26 protein-coding genes are annotated in these 26,776 nt (G+C 69.4%); 16 read left to right on the top strand and 10 right to left on the bottom strand.

Going from position 1 to position 26,776, the window contains the following annotated elements:
- Nucleotides 1-70: 70 nt before the first annotated feature.
- The 4 genes from POF73_RS03215 to POF73_RS03230 all read left to right on the top strand — a co-directional run bounded on the left by POF73_RS03215 (nt 71) and on the right by POF73_RS03230 (nt 4,929).
- Nucleotides 71-1,393, top strand: coding sequence for a DUF6716 putative glycosyltransferase (locus POF73_RS03215; RefSeq protein WP_272112859.1), 1,323 nt, complete (start codon nt 71-73; stop codon nt 1,391-1,393).
- Between the two features lie 80 nt (nt 1,394-1,473).
- Nucleotides 1,474-2,733, top strand: coding sequence for an N-acylneuraminate cytidylyltransferase (locus POF73_RS03220; RefSeq protein WP_272112860.1), 1,260 nt, complete (start codon nt 1,474-1,476; stop codon nt 2,731-2,733).
- Nucleotides 2,734-2,747: 14 nt separating this feature from the next.
- Nucleotides 2,748-3,686: an N-acetylneuraminate synthase family protein gene (locus tag POF73_RS03225; protein WP_272112861.1), complete on the top strand. Its 939-nt coding sequence runs from the start codon at nt 2,748-2,750 to the stop codon at nt 3,684-3,686.
- A gap of 172 nt (nt 3,687-3,858) precedes the next feature.
- The gene (locus POF73_RS03230) at nt 3,859-4,929 is read left to right on the top strand and encodes a hypothetical protein (protein WP_272112915.1); all 1,071 of its coding nucleotides are present in this window, start codon (nt 3,859-3,861) and stop codon (nt 4,927-4,929) included.
- Nucleotides 4,930-4,940: 11 nt separating this feature from the next.
- On the opposite strand, the gene POF73_RS03235 is transcribed toward POF73_RS03230, so the two are convergent.
- From POF73_RS03235 to POF73_RS03255, 5 genes are all read right to left on the bottom strand, one after another.
- Complete coding sequence (locus tag POF73_RS03235) at nt 4,941-5,402, bottom strand: hypothetical protein (RefSeq protein WP_272112862.1); 462 nt, start codon at nt 5,400-5,402, stop codon at nt 4,941-4,943.
- Nucleotides 5,403-5,417: 15 nt separating this feature from the next.
- A complete protein-coding gene (locus tag POF73_RS03240) occupies nt 5,418-5,723 on the bottom strand; it encodes a hypothetical protein (protein WP_272112863.1) in 306 nt (101 codons plus the stop codon).
- A 403-nt stretch (nt 5,724-6,126) separates the two neighbouring features.
- Nucleotides 6,127-6,816: a class I SAM-dependent DNA methyltransferase gene (locus tag POF73_RS03245; protein ID WP_272112864.1), complete on the bottom strand. Its 690-nt coding sequence runs from the start codon at nt 6,814-6,816 to the stop codon at nt 6,127-6,129.
- A gap of 42 nt (nt 6,817-6,858) precedes the next feature.
- Nucleotides 6,859-7,077 carry a DUF397 domain-containing protein gene (locus POF73_RS03250; protein ID WP_272112865.1) on the bottom strand — a complete coding sequence of 73 codons (219 nt, stop codon included), beginning with the start codon at nt 7,075-7,077 and terminating at the stop codon, nt 6,859-6,861.
- A gap of 8 nt (nt 7,078-7,085) precedes the next feature.
- Nucleotides 7,086-7,937 (bottom strand): helix-turn-helix domain-containing protein, encoded by an 852-nt coding sequence (locus tag POF73_RS03255; protein WP_272112866.1) that lies wholly within the window; start codon nt 7,935-7,937, stop codon nt 7,086-7,088.
- A gap of 231 nt (nt 7,938-8,168) precedes the next feature.
- On the opposite strand from POF73_RS03255, the gene POF73_RS03260 reads away from it, so the two are divergent.
- The 9 genes from POF73_RS03260 to POF73_RS03300 all read left to right on the top strand — a co-directional run bounded on the left by POF73_RS03260 (nt 8,169) and on the right by POF73_RS03300 (nt 19,007).
- Complete coding sequence (locus tag POF73_RS03260) at nt 8,169-8,576, top strand: ATP-binding protein (protein WP_272112867.1); 408 nt, start codon at nt 8,169-8,171, stop codon at nt 8,574-8,576.
- A gap of 402 nt (nt 8,577-8,978) precedes the next feature.
- Complete coding sequence (locus POF73_RS03265; RefSeq protein ID WP_272112868.1) at nt 8,979-10,199, top strand: M20 family metallopeptidase; 1,221 nt, start codon at nt 8,979-8,981, stop codon at nt 10,197-10,199.
- A gap of 361 nt (nt 10,200-10,560) precedes the next feature.
- Nucleotides 10,561-11,613 carry a BMP family lipoprotein gene (locus tag POF73_RS03270; RefSeq protein WP_272112869.1) on the top strand — a complete coding sequence of 351 codons (1,053 nt, stop codon included), beginning with the start codon at nt 10,561-10,563 and terminating at the stop codon, nt 11,611-11,613.
- A gap of 383 nt (nt 11,614-11,996) precedes the next feature.
- Nucleotides 11,997-13,043, top strand: a complete 1,047-nt coding sequence (locus tag POF73_RS03275) for a BMP family lipoprotein (RefSeq protein ID WP_272112870.1) — start codon at nt 11,997-11,999, stop codon at nt 13,041-13,043.
- A 209-nt stretch (nt 13,044-13,252) separates the two neighbouring features.
- On the top strand, nt 13,253-14,839 hold the full coding sequence (locus POF73_RS03280; protein WP_272112871.1) for an ABC transporter ATP-binding protein: 1,587 nt from the start codon (nt 13,253-13,255) through the stop codon (nt 14,837-14,839).
- Nucleotides 14,839-15,963, top strand: a complete 1,125-nt coding sequence (locus POF73_RS03285) for an ABC transporter permease (RefSeq protein ID WP_272112872.1) — start codon at nt 14,839-14,841, stop codon at nt 15,961-15,963. The genes POF73_RS03280 and POF73_RS03285 overlap by 1 nt, the downstream gene beginning before the upstream one ends.
- The gene (locus POF73_RS03290) at nt 15,960-17,237 is read left to right on the top strand and encodes an ABC transporter permease (RefSeq protein WP_272112873.1); all 1,278 of its coding nucleotides are present in this window, start codon (nt 15,960-15,962) and stop codon (nt 17,235-17,237) included. The genes POF73_RS03285 and POF73_RS03290 overlap by 4 nt, the downstream gene beginning before the upstream one ends.
- Nucleotides 17,234-17,641, top strand: a complete 408-nt coding sequence (locus tag POF73_RS03295) for a cytidine deaminase (RefSeq protein WP_272112874.1) — start codon at nt 17,234-17,236, stop codon at nt 17,639-17,641. Before POF73_RS03290 ends, POF73_RS03295 begins: the two co-directional genes overlap by 4 nt.
- 88 nt (nt 17,642-17,729) lie before the next feature.
- Nucleotides 17,730-19,007 (top strand): thymidine phosphorylase, encoded by a 1,278-nt coding sequence (locus POF73_RS03300; protein WP_272112875.1) that lies wholly within the window; start codon nt 17,730-17,732, stop codon nt 19,005-19,007.
- Nucleotides 19,008-19,095: 88 nt separating this feature from the next.
- On the opposite strand, the gene POF73_RS03305 is transcribed toward POF73_RS03300, so the two are convergent.
- A complete protein-coding gene (locus POF73_RS03305) occupies nt 19,096-20,016 on the bottom strand; it encodes an AEC family transporter (protein ID WP_272112876.1) in 921 nt (306 codons plus the stop codon).
- 182 nt (nt 20,017-20,198) lie between these two features.
- Here POF73_RS03305 and POF73_RS03310 point away from each other — a divergent pair, with 182 nt between their 5' ends.
- The gene (locus tag POF73_RS03310) at nt 20,199-20,543 is read left to right on the top strand and encodes an STAS domain-containing protein (protein ID WP_272112877.1); all 345 of its coding nucleotides are present in this window, start codon (nt 20,199-20,201) and stop codon (nt 20,541-20,543) included.
- Here POF73_RS03310 and POF73_RS03315 read toward each other — a convergent pair.
- The 3 genes from POF73_RS03315 to POF73_RS03325 form a co-directional block, all read right to left on the bottom strand.
- Nucleotides 20,427-21,446: a sigma-70 family RNA polymerase sigma factor gene (locus tag POF73_RS03315; RefSeq protein WP_272112878.1), complete on the bottom strand. Its 1,020-nt coding sequence runs from the start codon at nt 21,444-21,446 to the stop codon at nt 20,427-20,429. The genes POF73_RS03310 and POF73_RS03315 overlap by 117 nt on opposite strands.
- A gap of 122 nt (nt 21,447-21,568) precedes the next feature.
- Nucleotides 21,569-22,057, bottom strand: a complete 489-nt coding sequence (locus tag POF73_RS03320) for a hypothetical protein (protein WP_272112879.1) — start codon at nt 22,055-22,057, stop codon at nt 21,569-21,571.
- Between the two features lie 234 nt (nt 22,058-22,291).
- Nucleotides 22,292-23,566 (bottom strand): MFS transporter, encoded by a 1,275-nt coding sequence (locus POF73_RS03325; protein WP_272112880.1) that lies wholly within the window; start codon nt 23,564-23,566, stop codon nt 22,292-22,294.
- A gap of 63 nt (nt 23,567-23,629) precedes the next feature.
- Between POF73_RS03325 and POF73_RS03330 the strand changes: the two genes are divergently transcribed.
- Nucleotides 23,630-24,592: a LysR family transcriptional regulator gene (locus POF73_RS03330; RefSeq protein WP_272112881.1), complete on the top strand. Its 963-nt coding sequence runs from the start codon at nt 23,630-23,632 to the stop codon at nt 24,590-24,592.
- 12 nt (nt 24,593-24,604) lie between these two features.
- On the opposite strand, the gene POF73_RS03335 is transcribed toward POF73_RS03330, so the two are convergent.
- Entirely contained in the window at nt 24,605-25,360 is a 756-nt protein-coding gene (locus POF73_RS03335) for an alpha/beta hydrolase (RefSeq protein ID WP_272112882.1), read from the bottom strand.
- 165 nt (nt 25,361-25,525) lie between these two features.
- Between POF73_RS03335 and POF73_RS03340 the strand changes: the two genes are divergently transcribed.
- Entirely contained in the window at nt 25,526-26,689 is a 1,164-nt protein-coding gene (locus POF73_RS03340) for an adenosine deaminase (protein WP_272112883.1), read from the top strand.
- The last annotated feature ends 87 nt before the right edge of the window (nt 26,690-26,776 follow it).

Consider the following 26,776-nt stretch of genomic DNA (forward strand, 5'->3'; position numbering starts at 1 on the left):
GGTGTGCTGTTAACCCTTTGTTACATTTCGGTTGGGCGGAACATCGAAATTGCTTCCTAGCGTCTTCGACGTGCCAGTAAGTGCGACGAAGACCCGGCGAGTGGCCGTACTCGCGGATTCCGATACCCGGTGGAAGTGGGGCGCGCTCACCGCGAGCCGTATAGCTTCCGAGAACACCGGGGAACCGGACATCCACCTGGACGGATACCTCCTGCGCGGCCGGGCCACCCCCACCGCCCGCCAGCTCCAGGAAGTCGGCGTCCACGCCGACTCCCTCCGCGAGGTGACCGCCGTGGAGTTCCTGCGCAGCATGGCGCAGGAGCCGTACGACGTCCTCGTCCTCGCCCTCGTGGGCGGCGGTGTGCAGGCCATGCTGCACGGACTGAAGCGGGTCTGGGAAGAGCGCGCCGAGCGCCCCGTGGTCGTCACCGGCTATGTCGGCGTCGTCTACGAGAAGCTCGCCGACGGCCTGCTGCTGCGGCACGGCGCGGACCTCGTCCTCGCCAACTCCCGCCAGGACGCCGAGCGCTTCCGCGCGGTGTACGAGGGGGTCGGCGCCGACGCCTCGGCGGTGACCGAGGTCGCGCTGCCGTTCCTCGGCGGCGAGCCCTACACCGGCGAGCACGACCCGTACACGGTCGTCTTCGCGGCCCAGCCCTCCGTGCCGGACAGCCGCAAGGACCGTACGTACCTGCTGAACCGCCTCATCCAGCACGCCCGCAAGCACCCCGAGCGCGAGGTGCTGCTCAAGCTGCGCTCCAAGCCGGGCGAGCACACCACGCACATCGAGGAACTGCCGTACCAGAAGCTGGTCCAGCGGCTCGAACCACCGGCCAACTTCAAACTGGTGTACGGCAACATGGGCGAGGTCCTCAACCGCACGGACCTGATGGTCACCATCAGCTCCACGGCGGCGCTGGAATCGCTGCACCGCCGTATCCCCACCGTCGTGCTCACCGACCTCGGTGTGCGCGAGGTGCTCGGCAACCACCACTTCGTGGGCTCCGGCTGCCTCGCCTCCTGGGACCAGCTCGACGAGGGACACCGGCCGGCGCCCGACGAGGAGTGGGTCTCCCGGCAGGGCGTCTGCGCCGACGGCAGCTACGCAACCGCCTTCGACCCGGCCCGCGAACGCATCGCCAAGCTGCTCGCGCGGCCCGGCGGACTGCCCGCCCTCACGCCGTACTACACGCCGGCCACCGCGCCCGGCTACCTGCCCGGCATCCTCGCCCGCCACCACCTCGGCGTCGACGGCAGCCCGCTGCCCGGCGCCCCCGCGCATGACAAGGAGCCCGGCCCGGTCCGCCAGATAGTGCGCCGGGCGGCACGCGGCGCCTACCGGCACGGCGTACAGCGGGTGGCGCCCGTCATCCGGCGGATGGGGGAGCTGTGAGCGACCAGACGACCGATTCGGGGTCCGGGGCGCCGGGACGCGCCGCGAAGCCCCTGCAAGCAGCCCAAGGAGTGGAGCCCATGTCCAACTCGGAAGCAGGCCAAGGCACTTCGGCGCCCCGGGTGCTCGCCGTGATTCCCGCGCGCGGCGGCTCCAAGGGAGTGCCCGCGAAGAACCTGATGCCCGTCGGCGGTGTGCCGCTGGTGGCCCGCGCGGTGCGCGAGTGCCGGGCTTCGAGGCTCGTGACGGACGTCGTCGTCTCCACCGACGACCAGGGCATCGCGGCCGCCGCCCGGCAGGCCGGCGCCGAAGTCGTGCTGCGCCCCGCCGCCATCGCCGGTGACACCGCGACCTCCGAGGCCGCCGTGCTGCACGCGATGGACGCGCACGAGACCCTGCACGGCACGAAGCTGGACGTGGTCCTGCTGGTGCAGTGCACGAGCCCGTTCATCATCCGCGAGGACCTCGACGGCGTCGTCAAGGCGATCGTCGCGAACGGCGCCGACACGGCCCTGACCGTCGCGCCCTTCCACGGCTTCGTATGGCGCCACGGCGACGACGACGCGGCCGCCGCGGAGAACGAGCGCGCGGCCACCACCGGCGGCTACGGCGTCAACCACGACAAGTCCTTCCGCCCGCGCCGCCAGGACCGCCCCCAGGACTTCCTGGAGACCGGCGCCGCCTACGCGATGGCCGCCGACGGCTTCCGCGAGCACAAGCACCGCTTCTTCGGCCGCACCGAGCTGGTGCGCACCGACCCCGCCCGGGTCCTGGAGATCGACGATCCCCACGACCTGGCCCGCGCCCGGGCGCTGGCTCCGCTGTTCGACGCGGACCGGCCCGGCGCCCTCCCGACCACGGACGACATCGACGCGGTCGTACTGGACTTCGACGGCACCCAGACCGACGACCGGGTGCTGATCGATGCCGATGGAAAGGAGTTCGTCTCCGTGCACCGCGGAGACGGACTCGGCATCGCCGCCCTGCGCAAGTCGGGCCTGAAGATGCTGATCCTGTCCACGGAGCAGAACCCGGTCGTAGCCGCCCGCGCACGGAAGCTGCAGATTCCCGTGCTGCACGGCATCGACCGGAAAGACCTCGCACTGAAGCAGTGGTGCGAGGAGCAGGGCATCGCGCCTGAGCGCGTGCTCTACGTCGGCAACGACGTCAACGACCTCCCGTGCTTCGCCCTCGTGGGCTGGCCCGTGGCGGTCGCGAGCGCCCACGACGTCGTGCGCGGCGCCGCACGCGCGGTCACCGCCACCCCCGGTGGCGACGGCGCGATCCGAGAGATCGCCAGCTGGATCCTCGGCCCCTCTCTCGACTCCCTCACCAAGTAAGGACATCTTCTGCCATGAGCACCTACTCCCGTCTGCGTAACTTCGGTTCGCGTGAGGTCGGCCCGGGCAAGCCCGTCTACATCTGCGGCGAGATCGGCATCAACCACAACGGTGAGCTGGAGAACGCCTTCAAGCTCATCGACGTGGCCGCCGAGGCCGGCTGCGACGCCGTCAAGTTCCAGAAGCGCACCCCGGAGATCTGCACCCCGCGCGACCAGTGGGACATCGAGCGCGACACCCCCTGGGGCCGGATGACCTACATCGACTACCGCCACCGTGTGGAGTTCGGTGAGGACGAGTACCGCCAGATCGACGAGTACTGCAAGAGCAAGAACATCGACTGGTTCGCCTCCCCGTGGGACACCGAGGCCGTCGCCTTCCTGGAGAAGTTCGACGTCCCGGCGCACAAGGTGGCCTCGGCCTCCCTGACCGACGACGAGCTGCTGCGCGCCCTGCGCGCCACCGGCCGCGCCGTCATCCTCTCCACCGGCATGTCGACGCCGAAGCAGATCCGCCACGCGGTCGAGGTCCTGGGCTCGGACAACATCCTGATGTGCCACGCGACTTCGACCTACCCCGCGAAGGCCGAGGAGCTCAACCTCCGCGCGATCAACACGCTGGAGAAGGAGTTCCCGAACGTCCCGATCGGCTACTCCGGCCACGAGACGGGCCTGCAGACCACGCTGGCCGCGGTCGCCCTCGGCGCCACCTTCGTGGAGCGCCACATCACCCTGGACCGCGCGATGTGGGGTTCGGACCAGGCCGCCTCGGTCGAGCCGCAGGGCCTCACCCGCCTCGTCCGCGACATCCGCACCATCGAGGCGTCCCTCGGTGACGGCGTCAAGAAGGTCTACGACTCCGAGCTCGGCCCGATGAAGAAGCTGCGCCGCGTCGCCGGTGTGGTCGCCGAGGCGGAGATCGCCGCGGCGGCGGGCGAGCCGGTGTCGGTCTGACCGGTACCGGTCCGACACAGATCCAGATCCTGTCCTGCTGAGTCCGGGTCCGAGTGCTCCCAGTAAGGGCGCTCGGACTCGGAGCCGGTTTGACCGCCTGCTGACCGCCTTCTGAGCGACTTCTGAATACGAGCGCCCCATGAGCGCCTTACGACGGGTAGGTCGTACGTCGATGAGCTTCCGCGCCGGGAACACCGGCCCCCACACTCTCGCCTTCGTCGAGAGCCCGGTACAGCTCCTGAACGTGCTGGAGTGGGCACACGCCCACGCGCACAGCGTCGGCGCGGGGCTCACCCTCGTCGTCCTGTCCCCGAACGACCCCATGACCCGCGGCCAGCTGCGCCGGATGGCCGAGCTGGCCCGCGAGGACGGTCATCAGGTCCGCTGGGAGGAGGCGCGGGGCGGCGCGGCGGCCCCGTTCCAGACGATCGGCGGCCTGGCGGGCCTGCTGCGCAGGGCGGACCGGGTGGTCCTGGGCGACCCGTTCTCCCGCTACGTCCAACTCCTGCTGACCATCACGAAGGCCCGCGACCTGGTCGTCGTGGACGACGGCACGGCGACGATGGAGTTCGTCGCCCAACTGGCGCGCGGCGAACGCCTGGTCCGCTGGCACCGCAAGGGCGGCCGCCCCGGCCCGCGCGACCTGGTCTTCGCCCCGGTGTCGTCGGCGGCCCGGAAACGACTGACGCCGTCCGACAGCCGAACGGTCGAGATCTTCTCCTCCATGCCGATGGAGGAAACCCCGGACGGCGTGAAGGTCACCGCCAACACCTTCGCCTGGACCCGCGACCGCTTCGGCCCGCCGCGCATCACGAAGGGCGCGGACATGGTGGGTACGTCGCTGGTCGAGACGGGAGTCGTGGACGGCGACCGCTACCTGGAGGCGGTCAGCTCCCTCGCCAAGACCCATGGCGCCACCCGCTACTTCGCCCACCGCCGCGAGAGCGCCGAGAAGCTCCACCGACTGGCGGTCGAGACGGGCCTGGAGGTCGTACGCCCGGACCTGCCCCTGGAGCTGATCGCACGCCGCGGACCGATAGGACGGACGATCCTGAGCTTCCCGTCGACGGTGGTGCATACGCTGCCGCTGGCCCTGACGGGTACGGAGGTCCGGGTCGCGGTGTGCGACATCGATCCGGCTTGGCTGACGGAGAATGCCTCGCCTCGGGCGCAGGGGTTTTTGTCCGGCGTTACCGGGACCGCGCGGGACGTGCACCGACTGTCGGCGGTTACGGCGGTGTGAGCCGGCCGCGCTCAGTGGTTTCCGGGCGGTTGGGTGATGACGATTCGCCAGATCACCGAATTGGGCGCTGAGAACTTCCACGCGAGTTCGTGCACATTGGCGTGCGGAATCTCCGCGGTGAACACGCCGCTCCCGTCACCGCACTGAGACCCGGCAAGGATCTTTCCGGCGGCGGTGATGCTGAACTTGGACGGGCCGGCGCATGTCCACATCACCGTTATGGATGAGGCTTTCCCCGCGGACGCGGAAAGTGTGGCACTGCCCGCGCCTTGACCCGACCCCGTGTACAGCGTCTTCGACCCGACAGGGACCGGAGACTGGACCGGATCAGGAAGGCGGTCCGGGCTCGTCGGGGTCCGCATCTCAGAGGGCGTCGCGCCGTGGGTGGCGGTCGCCTGGGGGTTGCCGCCGGCGGAACAGGCTGACACAAGCACCAGAGCCGAAAGGCCGACGGCCAGCAGGGAAACCTTCATCAGAACGTCCTCGACTCACGAGTGGGCAATGTAGGGCGAGAGCGCCGGGAGCTTGGCGGTCCCGTGGTTCGAGGCGATCCACTTGCAGCCACCGTTATAAGAACCGTACTGCCAGTTGAAGGAGTATCCCTTCGAGCCGAGGGCAAGCCATCCGTCCTTCTGGCTCGCCGGAACTTTCCACGATCCGCTGAGGGTCACGGTGGTTGTTTTCGCGTAGGAGATCGAGCCGCTGATGGTCTCCTCGGCGGAGGCCACGAGAATTGACTCGCTCAGCTTGGCCGCATAGGAGAAGGTGCCGGTCCAGGTGTGGCCCTTGGCCACCGAGACCGAGAGCGTGACGCCGGACTGTCCGTAGACGGTCTTGCTCTTGTCACCGACGAACGTGCTCTTGACGTTGGAGAAGGAGAAGCCCAGGTCGGCTGGGCAGCCGTCCGTATGTACCGGACCGTTGACGTCGGCGTCGGCCGGTGCCTGGGGGATCGGGTTCCCGTCCTGGTCGGCACCGACCGGCGTCGGGGAATCCTCTGCAAAGGCGGTGCCCGAGCCCCCGCCTCCTATGGCAAGAAAAGCGGTGAGTGCAACGGCCGTGCCTGGGAGAGAGTCAAGAAAATTCGAACAATTTGATCAACGCTTGAGCTTGATGGTAGGCCGAGAATATTGCCGTTCTTGTACTCTCTTTGCTCAATAAAGAATTGAGGCGGCTTGATCCTTGGTCATCCGGGTCTTATGCCGCCCTCCGGGCCAGCAGAAACGCGCGAGGCCGCTTCTCCTCGCCCTGTGGTTCGCGCAGGACGCGGGCCTGGAGTTGGAGGCCGGCCTTGGTCAGGGCGTCGGTGACGGTGTCCGGGGTGCGCCAGTAGTAGTCGAGGGCGATCTCCTGGCCGAAGCGTTCGGTCAGGTGGAGTCGGTCCTCGGTGTCGCCGGACTGGAAGGACAGGAGAACCGGGGCGCCGGGGCGTAGGACGCGGTGGAATTCGGTGAATGCGGCGGGCAGGTGGTCGTCGGGGACGTGGATGATCGAGAACAGCGCGATGATTCCGCCCAGTGTCTCGTCCGGCAGGTCCAGAGACGTCATCGATCCCACGTGGAACCGGAGTTCAGGATGCGCGCGGCGAGCCAGCGCCACCATCTGCGGTGAGATGTCGACGCCGAAGACCGGTACACCGAGAGCGGCCAGGCGGGCGGTGATGTAGCCCGGTCCGCTGCCGAGGTCGGCGACGGGGGCCGGGGCGTGGTCGCGGGCCAGCTCGGCGAAGGTGGTGACCAGGGAGCGGTCCAGGGGATGGCTGTCGGCCAGCCAGTCCGGGAAGGCCTCCGTGTAGGCGGGCGCGATGGCGTCGTACGAGGCTCTGGTGGTCTCCAGGAAGTCTGCGCGCTCGGCCGTCGTGGGGGTCTGGGGGTTCTCGGCGGTCACGGGGCGCACCCTAGTGCGGACGATGGACGGGCGTCCGGGAGTTCACCGATGCGACCGCTGCGGCCCCGTGGCGGAGTGAGGGGACTTCAGGGCCTCTATGAAGGGGGTGAAGGCTCCGGCCGGGAAGGTGAGGATTGCTCCGGCCGGGGACTTTGAGTCGCGGATGGCTATGCGGGTGCGGCGGTCTGAGATTTCCACGCAGGCGTTGCCTTCGCCGCCACCGGAGTAGCTCGACTTCTGCCAGGGGGTGGGGGTAGTCATGGTGCTCCTCACAGCTCCTTGACCAGATTGTGGATGAAGTCACGCGACCGTTCCGGATCGAGTGACACACGCTCCAGCCTACGGAAGAGTGTTCGGAATCGTTCGAGTTGGGCCTCGGCGTCGACAAACGCTGTGCCGTGGGGGCCATCGCGTACAACGGTGTCCAATTTGGGAACCGGACCGCCTACGTACACCATGGCGCTGCCCGCTCCGGCGAAGCTGTCAAGCTCGAAGGGGATCACCCGGACGGACACGTGGTCGGCTTCGGAGAGCGTCAGGATCCGAGTGAGCTGAGCTCGCGTTGCGGAACGGTCGCCGACTCTGATGCGCAGCGCCGCTTCGTGGATCACTGCCTCGTACGGGATCGGATCGGATCGCTCGATGATGCCCCTCCGCCTCATTCGGTGCTCCACCCTGAGATCCACCTCGCTCTGTGGGAACTCCGCGTTCACATAGGAGAAGAGTGCTCGGGCGTAGTCGTCGGTCTGTAGCAGTCCCGGGATGTGCAGGAAGTCGACGTCCCAGCGATGACTAGCGTGGTACTCCACCTCTGCGAGGTCCAGGTACGGGGTGGGCAAGCTCTCCTGGTAGTCCTCCCACCAGCCGCGCGTCCGGTCGGTCGCCATGGTCACGAGGGCGTCGACCAAGGCGCCGTCCGAGCAGGCGTAGTTGGCGGCCATGCGGCGAAGGCGCTTCTCGCTCACACCTGCGAGGCCCGTCTCGATCTGACTGATCTGTGCGGAGCTCACCCCCAGTGCTGTCGCTGCCTCTCGGCCCGTGATGCCCGCCGCATCGCGAAGCCGCCGCAGTTCGGTCGCCAGTCGCATCTGACGTGCCGTCGGCTCACTCCTCAGCGCCATTGAGTGCTCCTCTCAACGCGCCCTGAAGCGCGACTCGTTCGGGGCCAGATTACGCGGTCGGCTTGCAGAACTTAAAAATCAATACCTACTGTTGGTGACGCGACGCACACGATGCGGATTGCCGGGATTCCGGAAGCGCACCGCCCCGTCCTGCCATGACGGCTGCGGCACTGCCACCGCCCGCCACCCGCAGATCACCGAAATCCCCGCCATCAGGACTGGAGCTGTCGCATGCCCGAAACGGAACCCTGGGAGTACACGCTCTACATCCCGAACGACGTCCGAGCCGTCACCGTCTCCCGCCGCACCCTCCGGCTCATCCTCACCATGCACGGCCTCATCACCCTCGCCGACACCGCCGAACTCCTCGCCACCGAGCTGGTCGCCAACGCCGTACTCCACACCAAGGGGCCCGCTGCCCTGCGCGTGCGCTGGTCGGCGGGGGTGCTGCGGTTCGGGGCGTGGGATGCGAATCCCGAACCTCCGGAGCCGCCGCGGGACTTGGCGCAGCTCGGAGAGGCGGAGGAAGGGCGGGGGCTGGCGATGGTGCGGGCGTGTGCCGATCTGTGGGGGTGGCAGCCGCTGACCAGGGGCGGAAACCGGGGCAAGTACGTGTGGTGCGAGTTGGCCGCGGCCTAGGGGCGGCCGTGGGGCCGCCTGCTTCTTGATCGGTGTTGTGTCTCCGGCATGGGGTGTGCGGGCGGCCGGGGTGAAGTGGGGGCCCTCGATCCGAGTCGAGGGAGGGGGTGCGTTCCTCTGCCCCCGGGGCTGTCGTATACGCAGTGTGACGGGAGTGTCGCGCGGTGCTGATGGCGACAGGGATCCGAGCCGCTTTCTCTCGCGGCGTGATTCCGCCGGGTGGACAGAACCGCCGAGATGGTGCAAGACGTGGTATGCGTAGAGAAAAGATGTACCTACCCATCTCAATCCCCGCCCATGCGTCGAGCGGCCAGATTTTCTTCCCCTAACGGGTTGAACTTTTGTTGATCGAGGGGGAGTTGGCCACCCCGGCGTCCTACCCTCTAGAGGGTGATGCAACTGATGTCCCCAGAGTCCGAGGCCGATCACCCCGGGGAAGCCGCACTGCCCGGCACCCTGCCGGAGGCGCTCCGCGCGGAACTCGTCGAGTTCCGGCGCGACTTGCACATGCACCCGGAGCTCGGCAACCAGGAGTTCCGTACGACCGCCGCGATCAAGGCCCGGCTGGAGAAGGCCGGCCTGAAGCCCCGCGTGCTCGCCATCGGAACCGGGCTCATCTGTGACATCGGGGAGTGGGACGGCAAGCGGCCCATGCTCGCCCTGCGCGCCGACATCGACGGCCTGCCGATCCCGGACACGAAGAGTGAGTGCCCGTACCGGTCCACCGTGCCGGACCGGGCGCACGCCTGTGGGCATGACGTGCACACGGCTGTGGTGCTGGGGGCCGGGCTCGTGCTGGCCGAGCTCCACAAGCGCGGGCAGCTGCCCCGGCCCGTGCGGCTGCTCTTCCAGCCCGCCGAGGAGGTGCTCCCCGGCGGCGCCGCCGAGGTCGTCGAGTGCGGGGTGCTGGAGGGTGTGGGGCAGATGCTCGCCGTGCACTGCGACCCCAAGGTGGACGCCGGGAAGATCGGTCTGCGGCAGGGCGCCATCACGTCCGCCTGCGACCGGCTGGAAATCGCCCTCGACGGGCCCGGTGGGCACACCGCTCGTCCCCACCTCACGACCGACCTGGTCACCGCCGCCGCCCGCGTCGTCACCGACGTACCCGCCCTCGTCGCCCGGCGCACCGACGCCCGCAGCGGGCTCGCCGTGACCTGGGGGCGTATCGAGTCCGGCCATGCGCCGAACGTCATCCCGCAGCACGCCGAGCTCTCCGGGACCGTCCGCTGCCTGGACCTCGACGCCTGGCGGCAGGCGCCGGACGTCGTCGTCGCCGCCATCGACGAGGTCGCCAACCTGCACCGTGCCAAGTCGGAGATCAACTACATCCGCGGCGTCCCGCCCGTCGTCAACGACCCCGCCTCGACGGAGCTGATGCGCGAGGCCATGACCGCCCGCCGTGGCGCCGACTCCGTCGAGAGCACCGAGCAGAGCCTCGGTGGTGAGGACTTCTCCTGGTACCTGGAGCATGTGCCCGGCGCCATGGCCCGGCTGGGCGTGCGGGTGCCGGGGGACCGGGTCGGGCGTGACCTGCATCAGGGTGACTTCGATGTGGACGAGTCCGCCATCGCGGTGGGCGTTGAGCTGTTCACGGCGGCCGCGATTCTCGACGCCGCGGAGTAGCCCGATCGTCGTAGGGGTGCGGTGGTGTGGCGGCCGCGGGCCTGTTCGGGCTGGTCGCGCCCCGCGGCGGAGCCGCAGATCGACACAGCCCCGCGCCCCTGAGGCGCTCCGGTTGCGGTCGGCGTGCGGCGGGGGGAGCCTGGCCCCATGCCGGGCGGTCCTGAGCGTCATCACGGTGAAGGCACCCATGGTGCAATCGCCCCATGCGTGCCTTTCGATCCGGTGGTTCACAAGGCCGTAACCGGCCATCGGCACGAATGGATAACGGCACGGCGAAACCCCGTTCCCAGGAGTGTCTACGCGCGTTAATGTGCGCCGAACTCAGCACCCACTGCGGGGCTTGGAGAATGGGGACTTCACGATGCGTCGGATTTCCAAACTGACCCGCGTCGCGGTGGGGGTCGCGTCGATCGCGCTCGCTGCCACGGCGTGCGGTGGTACCAGCAGCGACAGCGGCAACGACAGCGACGGCAGCGGCGACACCAAGGGTCTCGCCATCGCGTACGACGTCGGCGGCAAGGGCGACCAGTCCTTCAACGACGCCGCGTACGCCGGTCTGCAGAAGGCTCAGAAGGAGTTCGGCTACAAGACCGCCGACGTGGAGCCCACCGAGGGCGAGACGGACGCCGACAAGGAACAGCGGCTGTCCTCCCTCGCCAAGCAGGGCTACAACCCGGTGATCGGCGTCGGCTTCGCCTACGGTCCCGCGATGGAGGCCGTGGCCAAGAAGTACCCGAAGACCACCTTCGGCATCGTCGACTCCGTCGTCGAGGGCGAGAACGTCGCCTCCCTCGTCTTCGCCGAGCAGGAGGCCTCCTACCTGGCCGGCGTCGCCGCCGCCAAGGCCACCAAGAGCAACATCGTCGGCTTCGTCGGTGGTGTGGACGTTCCGCTGATCCACAAGTTCGAGGCCGGCTACAAGCAGGGCGTCCAGGACACCAACCCCAAGGTCAAGGTCCTGTCGCAGTACCTGACGCAGACCGCCGAGGAGGGCGGCTTCGCCAGCCCGGACAAGGGCAAGGCCGCCGCCGAGGGCCAGATCGAGAAGGGGTCCGACGTCGAGTACGCGGCCGCCGGTCTGTCCGGTCAGGGCGTGATCGAGGCCGCCTCGAAGGCCAAGGTCTGGGCGATCGGCGTCGACTCCGACCAGTACAAGCAGGCGGCGCTCGCCAACTACAAGAACTCCATCCTGACCTCCGCCCTCAAGGACGTCGGCGGTGCGGTCTACACGCTGGCCAAGTCCGTCGAGGACGGCAAGCCGCTGACCGGCACTCAGACCTTCGACCTGAAGGTCAACGGCGTCGGCCTGTCCGAGTCCAACCCGGAGTTCGCGAAGATCGCGGGCCTCTCGGCCGCCGTGGCGAAGGCCAAGGCGGGCATCATCGACGGCTCCATCAAGGTCAAGACCGAGTAGTAGCGGTCGCAGGCGGATCGCGGCGGCGGCCGTACGACGACCGCGGCGGCGGTCGCACTCAGACAGAGCGGGCGGGCATCCGGGGGGTGCCCGCCCGCTCCGTCGTTCCCGCGTCGTTTCCACTGCCGTTTCCACTGCCGTTCCCGCCGTCGTTCCCGGCCCGACCTGCCCCTTTCCGGATCACCCACCGCCACGTTCCGTTTGCTGTCGGCAAGCCAGTGGTCAAGGTCGTGCGTGGACTTGGCCACGGCCGGATAACAAGGTGGACAGAAGGGGTTTTCAGGCTTGTCTACGCGCGTTAATCTGCGGCGAAAGCCAGCGCCGAAGCTGTGAAGCTGTACCGAGCTGTACCGTCCGGCGCTCGTACGACAGGAGCTCTACACATGCGCCGGATTTCCCGGATCACGGTCGCAGGCGCAGCGACCGCCTCTCTGGCCCTCGCGCTCTCCGCCTGTGGCGGCACCTCGACGTCCGCGTCGTCGGACTCGAAGGGCGACAAGGGTCTCGCCATCGCGTACGACGTCGGCGGCAAGGGCGACCAGTCCTTCAACGACGCCGCGTACGCGGGCCTGGAGAAGGCGAAGAAGGAATTCGGCTACAAGACGGCCGATGTCGAGCCCACCGAGGGCGAGACGGACGCCGACAAGGAGCAGCGACTGGTGTCGCTGGCCAAGCAGGGCTACAACCCGGTCGTCGGTGTCGGCTACGCGTACGCCGCCGCCGTGAAGGGCGCCGCGGAGAAGTTCCCGAACACCACCTTCGGCATCGTGGACGACTCCACGGTCGAGTCGAAGAACGTGGCCGACCTGGTCTTCTCCGAGGAGGAGGCCTCGTACCTGGCCGGTGTCGCCGCCGCCAAGAACACCAAGACGAACACCGTCGGCTTCGTGGGCGGCGTGGACATCCCGCTGATCCACAAGTTCCAGGCCGGCTACGAGCAGGGCGTCAAGGACACCAACCCCAAGGTCAAGGTCCTGTCGCAGTACCTCACGCAGACCGCGGAGGAGGGCGGCTTCGCCAGCCCCGACAAGGGCAAGTCGGCCGCCGAGGGCCAGATCGAGAAGAAGGCCGACGTCGTCTACGCCGCCGCCGGCCTCTCCGGTCAGGGCGTCATCGAGGCCGCCGCCGCCAACAAGGTGTGGGCCATCGGGGTCGACTCCGACCAGTACAGCCAGGCGGCCCTCGCCAAGTACAAGGACTCCATCCTGACGTCGGCGATGAAGGACGTCGCCAAGGCGGTCTACACCCTGGCGAAGTCGGTCAAGGACGGTAAGCCCGCGACCGGTATCGTTCGTGGCGATCTGAAGACCGGCCAGGTGAGCCTGTCGAACTCCAACCCGAAGTTCGCGGACAACGCCGAGGTCCAGGAAGCCATCAAGACGGCCAAGGAGAAGATCATCAGCGGCGAGATCAAGGTCAAGTCCAGCTGATTGCAGCAATACCCTGAGCAGCGGTAACCAAGGGGTTACGTCCGCTCAACGGGGTACGGGGAGGCTTCTCCCCGTACCCCGTTGTCGCGGTGCGTCAGCCCCTTATCAGGCCATAGGGGCGCTACGCGCGTAGACGACCCCCGTCCCCAGGAGAGTGCGCCATCAACGCGTCCAGCAGCCCTCCGGCCGGCGCGGCGGTCAACGGTCAGGTGACCGCCGTCGAACTCGCCGGGATCACCAAGCGATTCCCGGGCGTCGTGGCCAACCACGACATCCACCTCACCGTCGACAAGGGCACCGTCCACGCCCTCGTCGGCGAGAACGGCGCCGGCAAGTCGACGCTGATGAAGATCCTCTACGGCATGCAGAAGCCGGACGAGGGCACCATCGCGATCGACGGCCGACAGGTCACCTTCTCGTCGCCCGCCGACGCCATCGCCCGCGGCATCGGCATGGTGCACCAGCACTTCATGCTCGCCGACAACCTCACCGTCCTTGAGAACGTCGTGCTGGGCAGCGAGAAGCTGTACGGCATCGGCGGCAAGGCCCGCCGCAAGATCAAGGAGCTCTCCGAGCGCTACGGCCTCGGCGTGGAGCCCGACCGCCTGGTCGAGGAGCTCGGCGTCGCCGCCCGCCAGCGCGTGGAGATCCTCAAGGTCCTCTACCGCGGCGCCACCACCCTCATCCTCGACGAGCCGACCGCCGTCCTCGTGCCGCAGGAGGTCGACGCGCTCTTCGACAACCTGCGCGAGCTGAAGGCCGAGGGCCTGTCGGTCATCTTCATCTCCCACAAGCTGGGCGAGGTGCTCTCCGTCGCCGACGAGATCACCGTCATCCGTCGCGGTACGACCGTCGGTACGGCCGTGCCCGCCGAGACGACGCCGCGTCAGCTCGCCGAGATGATGGTCGGCAGCGAGCTGCCCACGCCGGAGACCGCCGAGTCCACGGTCACCGACCGCCCGGTCATCTCCGTCGACAAGCTGCGCCTTGAGGCGGTGGGCGGCAAGGCCCTGCTGGACGACATCACCTTCACCATCCACGCCGGCGAGGTCCTGGGCATCGCCGGCGTCGAGGGCAACGGCCAGACCGAGCTGGTCGACGCGCTGATCGGCCTGAAGGGCGCCGACTCCGGCACGATCACCCTCATCGACGAGGAGATCACCGGCTGGACCACGCGCAAGCGCCGCGAGCAGGGCGTCGGCTACATCCCCGAGGACCGCCACCGGCACGGCCTGCTCCTGGAGGCCCCCCTCTGGGAGAACCGCATCCTCGGCCACGTCACCGAGAAGCCCAACGCCAAGGGCGTATGGCTGGACCCGAAGGCCGCGCAGGCGGACACGCGCCGCATCGTCGAGGAGTACGACGTCCGCACGCCCGGCATCGACGTCACCGCGGCCTCCCTGTCCGGCGGCAACCAGCAGAAGCTGATCGTCGGCCGCGAGATGAGCCACAAGCCGCGCTTCCTGATCGCCGCGCACCCCACCCGCGGTGTGGACGTCGGCGCGCAGGCCGCGATCTGGGACCACATCCGCGAGGCCCGCCGCGAGGGCCTGGCCGTCCTGCTGATCTCCGCCGACCTGGACGAGCTGATCGGCCTGTCCGACACGCTCCGGGTGATCTACAACGGCAAGCTGGTCGCGGACGCCGACCCGGCCACCATCACCCCGGAGGAACTGGGCTCGGCGATGACCGGTGCCGCGACCGGCCACCTGGAACACGACGAGACCGCCGAGCCGCAGGCAGACACCCCCGAGATCCGTAAGTCTCCCGAGGCTCCGGAAGACGAGGCCCGCTGATGAAGAAGTTCGACAAGGAGCGCGTGCTCCTCGCGGTGGCCGGACCGGTCATCGCGCTCGCCGTGGCCTTCGTGCTCAGCGCGATCGTGCTGCTCGCCTCGGGCAAGAGCCCGGTCGAGCCGTACACCCTGATGTTCGAGCAGGCCTCGTACTCCGACATCCAGGTGCTGATCATCAACCAGGCCTCGATGTACTACATCGCGGCCCTCGCGGTGGCCATCGGCTTCCGGATGAACCTGTTCAACATCGGTGTCGACGGCCAGTACCAGCTCGCCGCCATGATGGCCGCCATCGTCGGCGCCCACATGAACCTGCCGGCCGCGATCCAGGTGCCGCTGCTGCTCCTCACGGCGATCTGCACGGGCGCGTTCTGGGCGGGCATCGCCGGTGTCCTCAAGGTCACCCGCGGTGTCAGCGAGGTCGTCGCGACGATCATGCTGAACGCGATCGCCACCTCGGTCATCGCCTACCTGTGGCTGCCGAACGTCTTCGGCGTCAAGGTCGGCAACAACAACACCACCGGCGAGATGCACGAGTCCGGCTGGGTGCCCGGCATCAACATGGGCGACGCCGGCGAGATCTACGGCCTGGTCTTCCTCGCCATGCTGCTCGGCATCGGCTACTGGATCGTCCTCAACCGCACCCGCTTCGGCTTCGACCTGCGCGCCTCCGGCGCCTCGGAGTCCGCCGCCGCGGCCAGCGGTGTCGACCCCAAGCGCATGGTGCTCACCGCCATGCTGCTCTCCGGCGGTCTCGCCGGTCTCGCGGGTCTGCCGATCCTGCTCGGCGACACCCACACGTACAGCCTGAACTTCCCCACCGGCATCGGCTTCCTGGGCATCGGCATCGCCCTGCTCGGCCGTAACAGCCCGGTCGGCATCGCGTTCGCCGCCCTGCTGTGGGCCTGGCTCGACAAGGCATCGCCCGAGCTGGACTTCCACGGCTACGACAAGGAGATCGCGGTCATCATGCAGGGCCTGATCGTGCTCTCGGTCGTCGTCTCCTACGAGGCCGTCCGCGAGTGGGGCCTGCGTCGCCAGCAGCGCCGGGTCGGCGCCGAACTGGCCGCCGGTCACGTCCTCGGCGCCGACAACAACTCCAAGAAGGAGGTGGCCGGCCGATGACCACCCCGCAGACCTCAGCGGTCGACGTCAACCAGCCCACGCTGCAGCCCGCGGCGCCGACCGGCCGCCGCCTGTCCTGGCAGATCCTGCTGCTGGTCATCGCCGGCGCGCTGGCGCTCACCTCGATCGTCCGCATCATCACCGACGCCGACGGCATCACCAACGTCAGCCAGATGTCCACCGCCCTCCAGCTCGCCGTGCCGATCGGCCTCGCCGGTCTCGGCGGTCTGTGGGCCGAGCGGGCGGGCGTCGTCAACATCGGCCTCGAAGGCATGATGATCCTCGGCACCTGGTTCGGTGCCTGGGCCGGCTTCCAGTGGGGCCCGTGGACCGGCGTCGTCGTCGGCATCCTCGGCGGCTGCGTCGGCGGCATCCTGCACGCCATCGCCACCATCACCTTCCGGGTCAACCACATCGTCTCCGGTGTGGCGATCAACATCCTCGCCCTCGGCATCACCCGCTACCTCGCGCCCCTCGCCTTCGAGGGCCACGCGGGCGGCTCCGCCAAGCAGTCCCCGGCGGTCGACACCCTCGGCCACTTCACCGTGCCGGGCCTGTCCGACGGGCTGCGCGACCTCAACAACAACGGCTGGTTCTTCATCTCGGACGTCGCCGGTCTGCTCGGCGGCCTGGTCACCAACGTCTCCTGGCTCACCCTGATCGCCGTGGCGCTGATCCCGGCGACCTGGTGGATCCTGTGGCGCACCGCCTTCGGTCTGCGGCTGCGCTCCTGCGGTGAGAACCCGGTGGCGGCCGAGTCCCTCGGCGTCAACGTCTACAAGTACAAGTACATCGCCGTGATCATCTCCGGCGGCCTGGCCGGTCTCGGCGGCGTCTTCCTCTCCATCGTGGCCAACCCCTTCTATCTGGAGGGCCAGGTCAGCGGCCGCGGTTACATCGGCCTCGCGGCGATGATCTTCGGCAACTGGATGCCGGGCGGCCTCGCCCTCGGCGCCGGTCTGTTCGGCTACACCGACAGCCTCAACCTGCGCGGCGGCTCGCAGAACGTCCACGCCCTGCTGCTGCTCGGCGCCCTGCTGCTGATCATCGCCGCCATCTGGCTGGTGGTCAGCAAGAAGTACGCCTCCTCGACGATCACCGCGGTCGTCGGTGCCCTGGTGTACGCCTGGTGGGCGACCACGAACGAGGTCCCGAACCAGGTCGTCTCCGCCACGCCGTACGTCGTCACCCTGGTCGTCCTCACGTTGTCCGCGCAACGCCTGCGGATGCCCAAGGCGGACGGCCTGCCGTACAAGAAGGGCCAGGGCAAGTGACCTCGGCCGCTTCCCACGACATCGACTGGGACAAGCTGCGCGCGGCGGCGCTGGACGCCATGTCCCGCGCCTACGCCCCGTACTCCGGCTACCCGGTCGGCGTCGCGGCCCTGGTCGACGACGGCCGCACGATCACCGGGTGCAACGTCGAGAACGCGTCGTACGGCCTCGCCCTGTGCGCCGAGTGCGGACTGGTCTCGGAGCTGCACAACACGGGGGGCGGCCGACTGACGCACTTCACGTGCGTGGACGGCAAGGGCGACGTCCTGGTGCCGTGCGGTCGCTGCCGCCAGCTGCTCTTCGAGTTCGGCGGTCCGGAGCTCCTGCTGGAGACCCCGGCGGGCATCCTGCCGCTGTCGGAGATGCTGCCGCAGGCCTTCGGGCCGGGTCATCTCCGCAAGTAACTCCCTTGTGGCCCCTCCGAGTTGATCCCGGCGATCGGCTCGGAGGGGCCGTACCACTTCTGGAACCTTCGGAAGGAAACCCATGGCCATGGACGCCATCTCCGTCATCCGCACGAAGCGGGACCGCGGTGAGCTCAGCGACGAACAGATCGACTGGGTCATCGACGCGTACACCCGCGGGGAGGTCGCCGACGAGCAGATGTCCGCGCTCGCCATGGCGATCCTGCTCAACGGCATGAACCGCCGCGAGATCGCCCGCTGGACGGCCGCGATGATCGCGAGCGGCGAGCGGATGGACTTCTCGTCCCTGTCCCGCCCGACGGCGGACAAGCACTCCACGGGCGGCGTCGGCGACAAGATCACCCTCCCGCTGGCCCCCCTGGTGGCGGCGTGCGGCGCGGCCGTACCCCAGCTGTCGGGCCGGGGCCTCGGCCACACGGGCGGCACGCTGGACAAGCTGGAGTCGATCCCCGGCTGGCGGGCCCTCCTCTCGAACGAGGAGATGCTGTCCGTGCTGGACGGCACCGGCGCGGTGATCTGCGCGGCGGGCGACGGCCTGGCCCCGGCGGACAAGAAGCTGTACGCGCTGCGTGACGTGACCGGCACGGTGGAGGCGATCCCGCTGATCGCGTCCTCGATCATGTCGAAGAAGATCGCGGAGGGTACGGGCTCCCTGGTCCTGGACGTGAAGGTCGGCACGGGCGCCTTCATGAAGACCATCGAGGACGCGCGTGAGCTGGCGTCCACGATGGTGGGCCTCGGCACCGACCACGGCGTGAAGACGGTGGCCCTGCTGACGGACATGTCGACCCCGCTGGGCCTGACCGCGGGCAACGCGCTGGAGGTCCGCGAGTCCGTGGAGGTCCTGGCCGGCGGCGGCCCGGCGGACGTCGTGGAGCTGACGATCGCCCTGGCCCGGGAAATGCTGGAGGCGGCCGGTGTCCATGACGCCGACCCGGCGAAGGCGCTGGCCGACGGCTCGGCGATGGACGTCTGGCGCCGCATGATCGCGGCCCAGGGCGGCGACCCCGACGCGGAGCTGCCGGTGGCGCGCGAGCAGCACGTGATCAAGGCCCCGTCCTCCGGTGTGCTGACCCGCCTGGACGCCTACGACATCGGCGTCGCCGCCTGGCGCCTGGGCGCCGGACGCGCCCGCAAGGAGGACCCGGTGCAGGCCGGCGCGGGCATCGAGCTGCACGCCAAGCCGGGCGACACGGTGACCGAGGGCCAGCCCCTGCTGACCCTGCACACGGACACGCCGGAGCGCTTCGAGTACGCGCTGCAGGCCGTGGAGGGTTCGTACGACGTGGCGGCCGCGGGGACGGACTTCACCGCTTCGCCGGTGGTGCTGGAGCGCATCGCCTGAGGCGGCTGAACCTGCGACGGGCCGGGGCCTTCGGGTCCCGGCCCTTTGCGTCCCGGCCCGTCGTGTTTCGGCACCCTCCCCGCCCGGGTCACCCGAGCAGCGCGGCGACGACCACCAGCACCGGCACCGAGATCACCGTCGACAGCAGGATCGAGTCCCGGGCCAGTCGCTCGCCCACCCGGTAGCTCGACGCGTAGGTGAAGAGGTTCTGCGCGGCCGGCAGCGCCGACGTCACCACCACGTCCAGCAACTGGGCGCCGTGCAGGCCGAACACCCCGGTCGCCAGCGCCCAGGCCGCCGCCGGCTGGCCCACCGACTTCAGCGCGACCGACAGCAGGACCGGATGCCGGTCCGGGCCGCGGCCCGGCATCGTGCTGCCGCACAGGGAGATGCCGAAGGCGAGCAGGACGGCCGGGACCGACATGCCGCCGATGAGGGTGAGGGGGTCCAGGACGGGCGCCGGGACCCGCACCCCCGCCGCCGACACGGCGACGCCCGCCAGTGAGCCGACCGCGATCGGGTTGCGCAGCGGGGTCAGCAGACGGCGCCACAGAGGGCCCTTCGCGCCCTTGCCGGACAGGTCGAGGATCGTCAGCGCGACGGGGGTGACACCGACGAGCTGGAAGAGCAGCACCGGTGCCACGAGCGAGGCGTCGCCCAGGACGTACACCGCGATCGGGATGCCGAGGTTGCCGGAGTTGACGTAGCTGGAGCACAGCGCGCCGATCGTCGTACGGCCCATGCCCCACCGCCGTACGACACCCACCGCGACGAAGACTCCGGCCGCCGCGGCCGTGCTCAGTGCCGTGACCAGGAGGCGGCTGGAGAAGATCACCGAGAGGTCGGTCTGCGCGAGGGTGGTGAACAGCAGCGCGGGGGACGCCACGTGGAAGGCCAGCTTGGTGAGCACCTCCCGGCCGTGGTCGCCGAGGTAGCCGCGGCGGCCGATCGCATAGCCCACCCCGATGACGACCGCGATCACCGCGAACCCCGTCAGCACTCCCTGCACGGAACCTCCTTGCCGGGGAGGAAACCGCAGGGTATTCGGGGGTGCACTGATGCATGGGGCATACAGCCAACCCTCTGGGGAAGGAGGGGAGCGGGTCAATGTGATCCCGGTCGGCGGACACCCCGAGGTCCGCCGCCGCGATGAGTTGTCCGCCCCCGCCCGGTCTACCGATCGTGGACTCGATGACACCCGCTGTACTCGTACTGACCGGCCCCGTCACCCGGGACGAGGTGCCGGGGCTCTGTGACGAGGTGCGGGGGCGGCTGGCGGCCAGTGGGGCGGCGGTTCTGGTGTGCGATGTCGGAGGGCTCGGGCCGCCGGGGCTCGGCGTCGTGGATCTGCTGGCCCGGCTGCAGCTGGCCGCGCGGCGGGCCGGCGGGCGGATCCGGCTGCGGGACGCCGACCCCGCGCTACACGCCCTCCTCGACCTGGTCGGTCTCCGCTTCGAGGTGGACGGGGAGCCCGAACAGCGGGAACCAGCGCTGGGTGTCGAGGAAGCAGTGGAACCCGGTGATCCGGCCGTCTGAGATCTCCAGCACCTGCACCGCCCAGGGGGTGAAGCCGCCCTTCTCCGGGTCCGGCTTGTACTGGGCGAACCCCGGCAGCCCGTTGACCTGGACCGGCACCAGACGTGAGCCCGCGCAGGGGGCGCCGAGGGTCGTCATGAAGCCGGTGATGTCCTTGACGCCGGTCAGCCACAGGTCGAACGGCGGCATCGTCATGATGGCGTCCTCGTGCAGCAGGGCCGTGAGCGCCGTCATGTCATAGCCCTCGAAGGCCGCGACATACCGGTCCAGGAGCTTTTGCTGCTCCTCGTCCAGCGGGTCGGAGACGGTGGCCGCGGCGCCCGGCTGCTGCCCCTCGGCGAGCGTCGCCCGGGCCCGCTGCAGCGCGCTGTTGACCGACGCGACCGTCGTGCCGAGCAGCTCGGCGACCTCGCTCGCCTTCCAGGCCAGCACCTCGCGCAGGATCAGCACCGCCCGCTGCTTGGCCGGCAGTTGCTGCAGGGCGGCCATGAAGGCGAGCCGCACCGACTCCTTGGCGACGGCCGCCTCCGCCGGATCGTCGGTGGTGGGCAGCACCCGGCTGTCCGGCATCGGCTCAAGCCAGGTGTTGTCCGGACGGGGCGAGAGCGCCGCCTGAGCCAGCGGCGTCGACTCCGTCAGGTCCATGGGCCGGGCCCGCTTGTTGCCCGCGGTCAGCATGTCCAGGCATACGTTCGTCGCGATGCGGTACAGCCACGACCGGAGGCTGGAGCGCCCCTCGAACTTCTCGTAGCTCCGCCAGGCGCGGACCATCGTGTCCTGCACCGCGTCCTCGGCCTCGAAGGACGAGCCGAGCATGCGGTAGCAGTACCCGGTCAGTTCGACGCGGTGTTTCTCCAGCCTGACGTCGAGGTCCGTTGTCGTAGTCGCCGTGCCGTCGCTCATCGTCCACCCACCCCTGTGGCCGTATCCCGTCGCGCGCATCGTCGCGCCCAACACCTCGGAAGCTACCGCAGCCCACTGACAATGGCCCCCCGAGCGAGCAAAAGCCCAGGTCAGAACCGCTGTCAGACCAATTGCTTCACCGACATGAGCAGATGCCGGTGCCGCTCGGGCACCGCTCCCGGCTCCTCGTCCTCTGCGTCGCCGTCCCGCTCCTCGCCGCCGAGCCCGCTCAGCAGCGCCCGCTGCCCGGTACCCAGCAGGTCGAGGCGCAGCCGGGGTGCCTCGAAGGAGTTCAGGGCGTTCAGCAGATACGCCGGGTTGAAGGCCACGGAGACCTCCCGCGCGCCGCTCAGCACGGCCGGCAGCCGCTGTGTCGCGACGTCATCGCCGTACCCGGCCCGCAGCAGTACCGTGCCGTCGCCCGAGAAGTCCATCCGCACCGGACTGCTCGCCTCGGCCACCACGGAGACCCGCCGCACCGCCTCCGTCGGCGCCCCGCAGGACGGCGTCGCCGATGCCGCCGGCCCCTCCGGATTCCACTCCGGTCGCCGTACGTCATACCGGTACCGGTCCGAGGCCGACAGCGTCATCGAGTCGCCGCCCAGGCGCACCCCGAGGCGGTCAGCCGGTCGGCGCCGGCCGCCAGCAGCAGACCACCGAGCACGGGCACCGGCGTACGCGACGGCAGCGCGCGCCCCGCCCACCCACGGCCTCGGCGAAGGCGGCGCGTTCGATGCGGAACTCCATGAAAAATCCCCCTGATCGGCCCGGTCAGCAGTGATCGCGGAGACTATCCGCGGCCACTGACAACCGGCCCCGACCAGGGGGTTCGTACAGACTCGGGCTCAGGCCGCCGTGGTCAGCCGCGCCCGCTGCAGGCGCGCCGCCCGGGTGCCGAACACCGTGATCGTCACGACGCCGAGCACCGCCAGCAGCCCGACCCCGACGGTCCCGGCCCAGCCACCCGCGTGGAAGGCGACGGCACCGACCGTGCTGCCCGCGCTGGAGCCGACGTAGTAGGCGGACTGGTACAGCGCCGAAGCCTGCGCACGGCCGCGTGTGGCCGTCTTGCTGACCGCGGAGGACGCCACCGCGTGGCCCGCGAAGAAGCCGCCGGTGATCAGGACCAGGCCGAGGAGGACCAGGGGGAGCGAGTCGGCCAGGGACAGCAGCAGACCTGCCGTGGTGGTGCCGCCCGCCGCGTACAGCGCGCCCCGGCGGCCCAGACGGCCCACCAGCCGCCCCGCCGTCGAGGCCGACACCGTGCCGACCAGGTACACCAGGAAGATCGAGCCGATGACACCCTGGGGCAGCGAGAACGGCGCCTCCGTCAGCCGGTAGCCGATCACCGTGTAGACCCCGCCGAAGACGGTCATGAACAGCGCACCGATCGCGTACAGGCGGCACAGCAGCGGATCGGAGAGGTGATCACGGACCGTACGGACCAGCACCCGCGGCCGCAGCGAACCCGCCTTGAAGTGACGCGGCGCGGGAAGCAGCAGCCGGAAGGCCACCGCGCACACCACCGCGATCGCGCCGATCACGCCGATGGCGACCCGCCAGCCCCACTCCTGCGCGACCCAGCCGGTGATCACCCGGCCGCTCATCCCGCCGACGCTGTTGCCGGCGACGAACAGTCCGATCGCCGTGATCAGCGCCTTGGGGCGGACCTCCTCGGCCAGATACGCCGTCGCCGACGCGGGCACACCGGCCAGCGCGGCTCCCTGGACCGCCCGCAGCACGACCAGCGCGGTCAGGTCGGGAGCGAAGGGAACCAGCAGCCCGACGGTCACCGCGACCGCCAGCGACCCCGTCATCACCGCACGGCGTCCGTACCGCTCCGACACCGCGCTCATGGGCAGCACGAACAGCGCCAGACCGCCCGTCGCCGCCGCCACCGTCCAGCTCGCCTCGCTCGCCGCCACCCCGAACTCACCGGAGATCAGCGGCAGAAGGGCCTGCGTGGAGTACAGCAGCGCGAAGGTCGCGACACCGGCGAGGAAGAGGGCGAAGCTCATCCGGCGGTAGCCGGGGCCGCCCGGGGCCATGCGGGAGTCGACGACAGGGACAGCGGGTGCGGCGCCCACGATGGTGGACGCCCCGGTACTGGCGGGAGACATGCTTCGAAGTTACGTACACCTCCATTCATCCGTCCAATGCATGGATTGGCCATAATCGTTCCCATGGTGCATCAACACAGCTCACAGGCTCGGCTGTCACCATCCGGTGACACAGAAGACATGGAAGATTTGGCGAGGCTGCTCGCGCCCCGCCTCGCCCACTTCGTCGGTGTGGCCCGCACCGAGCACGTCACCCGGGCCGCCCAGGAGATGCAGGTCCCGCAGTCCACGCTCTCCCGCGCCATGGTCCGCCTCGAACAGGACCTGGGCGTCGATCTGTTCGCCCGCCACGGCCGTACGGTCTCCCTGACCCCCGCCGGCCGCACCTTCCTGGCCTCGGCCGAACGCGCCCTCGCCGAGATCCGGCGCGCCGCCGACGAGGTACGGGCCGACGCCGACCCGGCCACCGGCAAGGTCGCCTTCGGTTTCCTGCACACCATGGGCGCGGAAACGGTCCCCGGCCTCCTGCACGCCTTCCGCGCCGACCACCCCCGCATCCGGTTCAGCCTGGTCCAGAACTACGGCGAGGCGATGATCGAGCGGCTGCGCGCGGGCGAGCTGGACCTGTGCCTGACCTCGCCCGTCCCGGACGCCCCGGACCTGGTGGCCCGCCGCCTGGACGAACAGAAACTCCGCCTGGTCGTGCCGGCCGACCACCGGCTGGCCTCGCGCAGGCGCATCCGGCTGGCGGAAGCGGCCGACGAGACGTTCGTGACGCTGGAGCCCGGCTACGGCATGCGCCGCATCACCGACGACCTGTGCCAGGAAGCGGGATTCAAACCCCGGATCGCCTTCGAGGGCGAGGAGGCGGAGACATTGCGGGGGCTGGTGGCGGCGGGTCTGGGAGTCGCCCTGCTGCCCCCGCCGGCGGTGCCCCGCCCGGGCGTCGTCGAACTGACGGTCACGGCGCCGCGAGCGGCACGGGAAATCGGCGTCGCATGGCTGGAGGGCCGGCCTGATACGCCTCCGGTGGCGGCCTTCAAGAAGTTCCTGCTCTCGAAGAAGGGGAATCTGCTGCCGGCCTGAACCCCTGCCGCGCTACCGTCTCCGCCCGAAGCCGGAGGCCAGCGGCATCCTCAAGCCCAAGGGCGGCGGCGCCGCGAACGCATCGGCGACCGGCCGGGAGAACACCCTCCCGAACAGCGCCCCCATGACGAAGTCCTCGGCCAATGCGAGGACTTCATCCCGGTACTGGTGCAACCCGTGTCCATCGGCGTGCACTTCGAACCGGCAGACATCCCGGTTCGCCTTCTTCGCCCGGGCCGCCAGCCGAAACGACAACTCGGGATCGGTCCGCTCGTCATTCGTGCCGTGCACGATCAACACCCGACGCCCCCCGAGCTGCTTCACCGGCTCGGGCGAGGCCGCCATGTCCTCCTCCGGCAGCCAAGGAGCGATCGCCAGCACGGAGTTGACGGCCTCGTGGCCCGCAGCATGCAGGGCGGCCCGCCCGCCCATGTCGAACCCGGCGAGGCACACAGGGACGTCGCCATAGCGCCGTACGACCTCGTCCGCGGCCCACAAGGCGTCGCTCGCCTGGTTCGCGGCGCTGCCGTTCCAACCACGGAAGCGATAGTGGACGACATGCGCGGCGAGCCCCTCCCCGCGCCCCGCCCGGGACAACCGCCGCCCGAGTGCCCGCACATGGGAGGTCGCCAACAACGGTGCCGGTCTGCGATGTGAGGCCTCGTCACCACCGGGAAGCAGGAGCACCGCACCGCTCACTGCTGTCGGCTCCGGCCCGATCGCCCTGCCCAGCCGGGCCCTGCGAACCGGCGTCGCTTGTTGTGCCATGACAGAACAGTGTCAGAAGTGCGGGTGTACGCCACCCGTCTGTGGGGTCACCGTTGCGTATCGACGGATTCGTACAAAGAGGAACAAAGACCGCCATCGATCGGCCACCGAAAGAAATGGGACAATCAACAGGCGTTCTACACGCGTAGGGATTACAGTGCGGAAATGACGAGCGAGACTGCCCCAAAGGCGAACACCCCGAGCTCGGACCAGATCCGCCGGGCGCCGAAGGTTCTGCTGCACGACCATCTCGACGGCGGGCTGCGCCCCGGCACCATCGTCGAGCTCGCCCGCGCGACGGGCTACTCCCAGCTTCCCGAGACCGACCCCGACAAGCTCGGCGTCTGGTTCAGCGAAGCCGCCGACTCCGGTTCCCTGGAGCGGTATTTGGAGACCTTCTCCCACACCGTCGGCGTGATGCAGACCCGCGACGCCCTCGTCCGTGTCGCGCGCGAATGCGCCGAGGACCTCGCCGAGGACGGCGTCGTCTACGCCGAGGTGCGCTACGCCCCCGAACAGCACCTCGAAGGCGGGCTCAGCCTCGAAGAGGTCGTCGAGGCCGTCAACGAGGGATTCCGGGACGGCGAGCGGATCGCCCGGGAGAACGGCCACCGCATCCGCGTCGGCGCCCTGCTCACCGCCATGCGGCACGCCGCCCGTGCGCTGGAGATCGCCGAACTCGCCAACCGCTACCGCGACTTGGGTGTCGTCGGCTTCGACATCGCGGGCGCCGAGGCCGGTCATCCGCCGACCCGCCATCTCGACGCCTTCGAGTACCTCAAGCGCGAGAACAACCACTTCACCATCCACGCCGGCGAGGCCTTCGGGCTGCCTTCCATCTGGCAGGCCCTGCAGTGGTGCGGCGCCGACCGGCTCGGGCACGGGGTGCGCATCATCGACGACATCCAGGTGCACGCCGACGGCTCGGTCAAGCTCGGCCGGCTCGCCTCGTACGTACGGGACAAGCGCATCCCGCTGGAGCTGTGCCCGAGCTCCAACCTCCAGACGGGCGCGGCCGATTCGTACGCCGCCCACCCCATCGGGCTGCTGCGCCGACTGCACTTCCGGGCGACGGTGAACACCGACAACCGCCTGATGTCCCACACCAGCATGAGCCGGGAATTCGAGCACCTTGTCGACGCGTTCGGCTACACACTCGATGACATGCAGTGGTTCTCCGTCAATGCGATGAAATCATCGTTCATTCCTTTCGATGAACGACTCGCCATGATCAATGACGTCATCAAGCCCGGATATGCCGAACTGAAGTCCGAGTGGCTTTTCCGACAGGCCACGTCTACCAGCGATTCTGCTGCTGAGGGAGAGTGACGCGCGGGTCGGAGGCCACACGGAGGGCGAACCTCATTCACAATCCGTCCGCATTTCGATGTTTGCGGAGGTGTGTGGCGCGTGTTT

Source organism: Streptomyces sp. HD, from assembly GCF_028369295.1.
Lineage (GTDB): Bacteria > Actinomycetota > Actinomycetes > Streptomycetales > Streptomycetaceae > Streptomyces.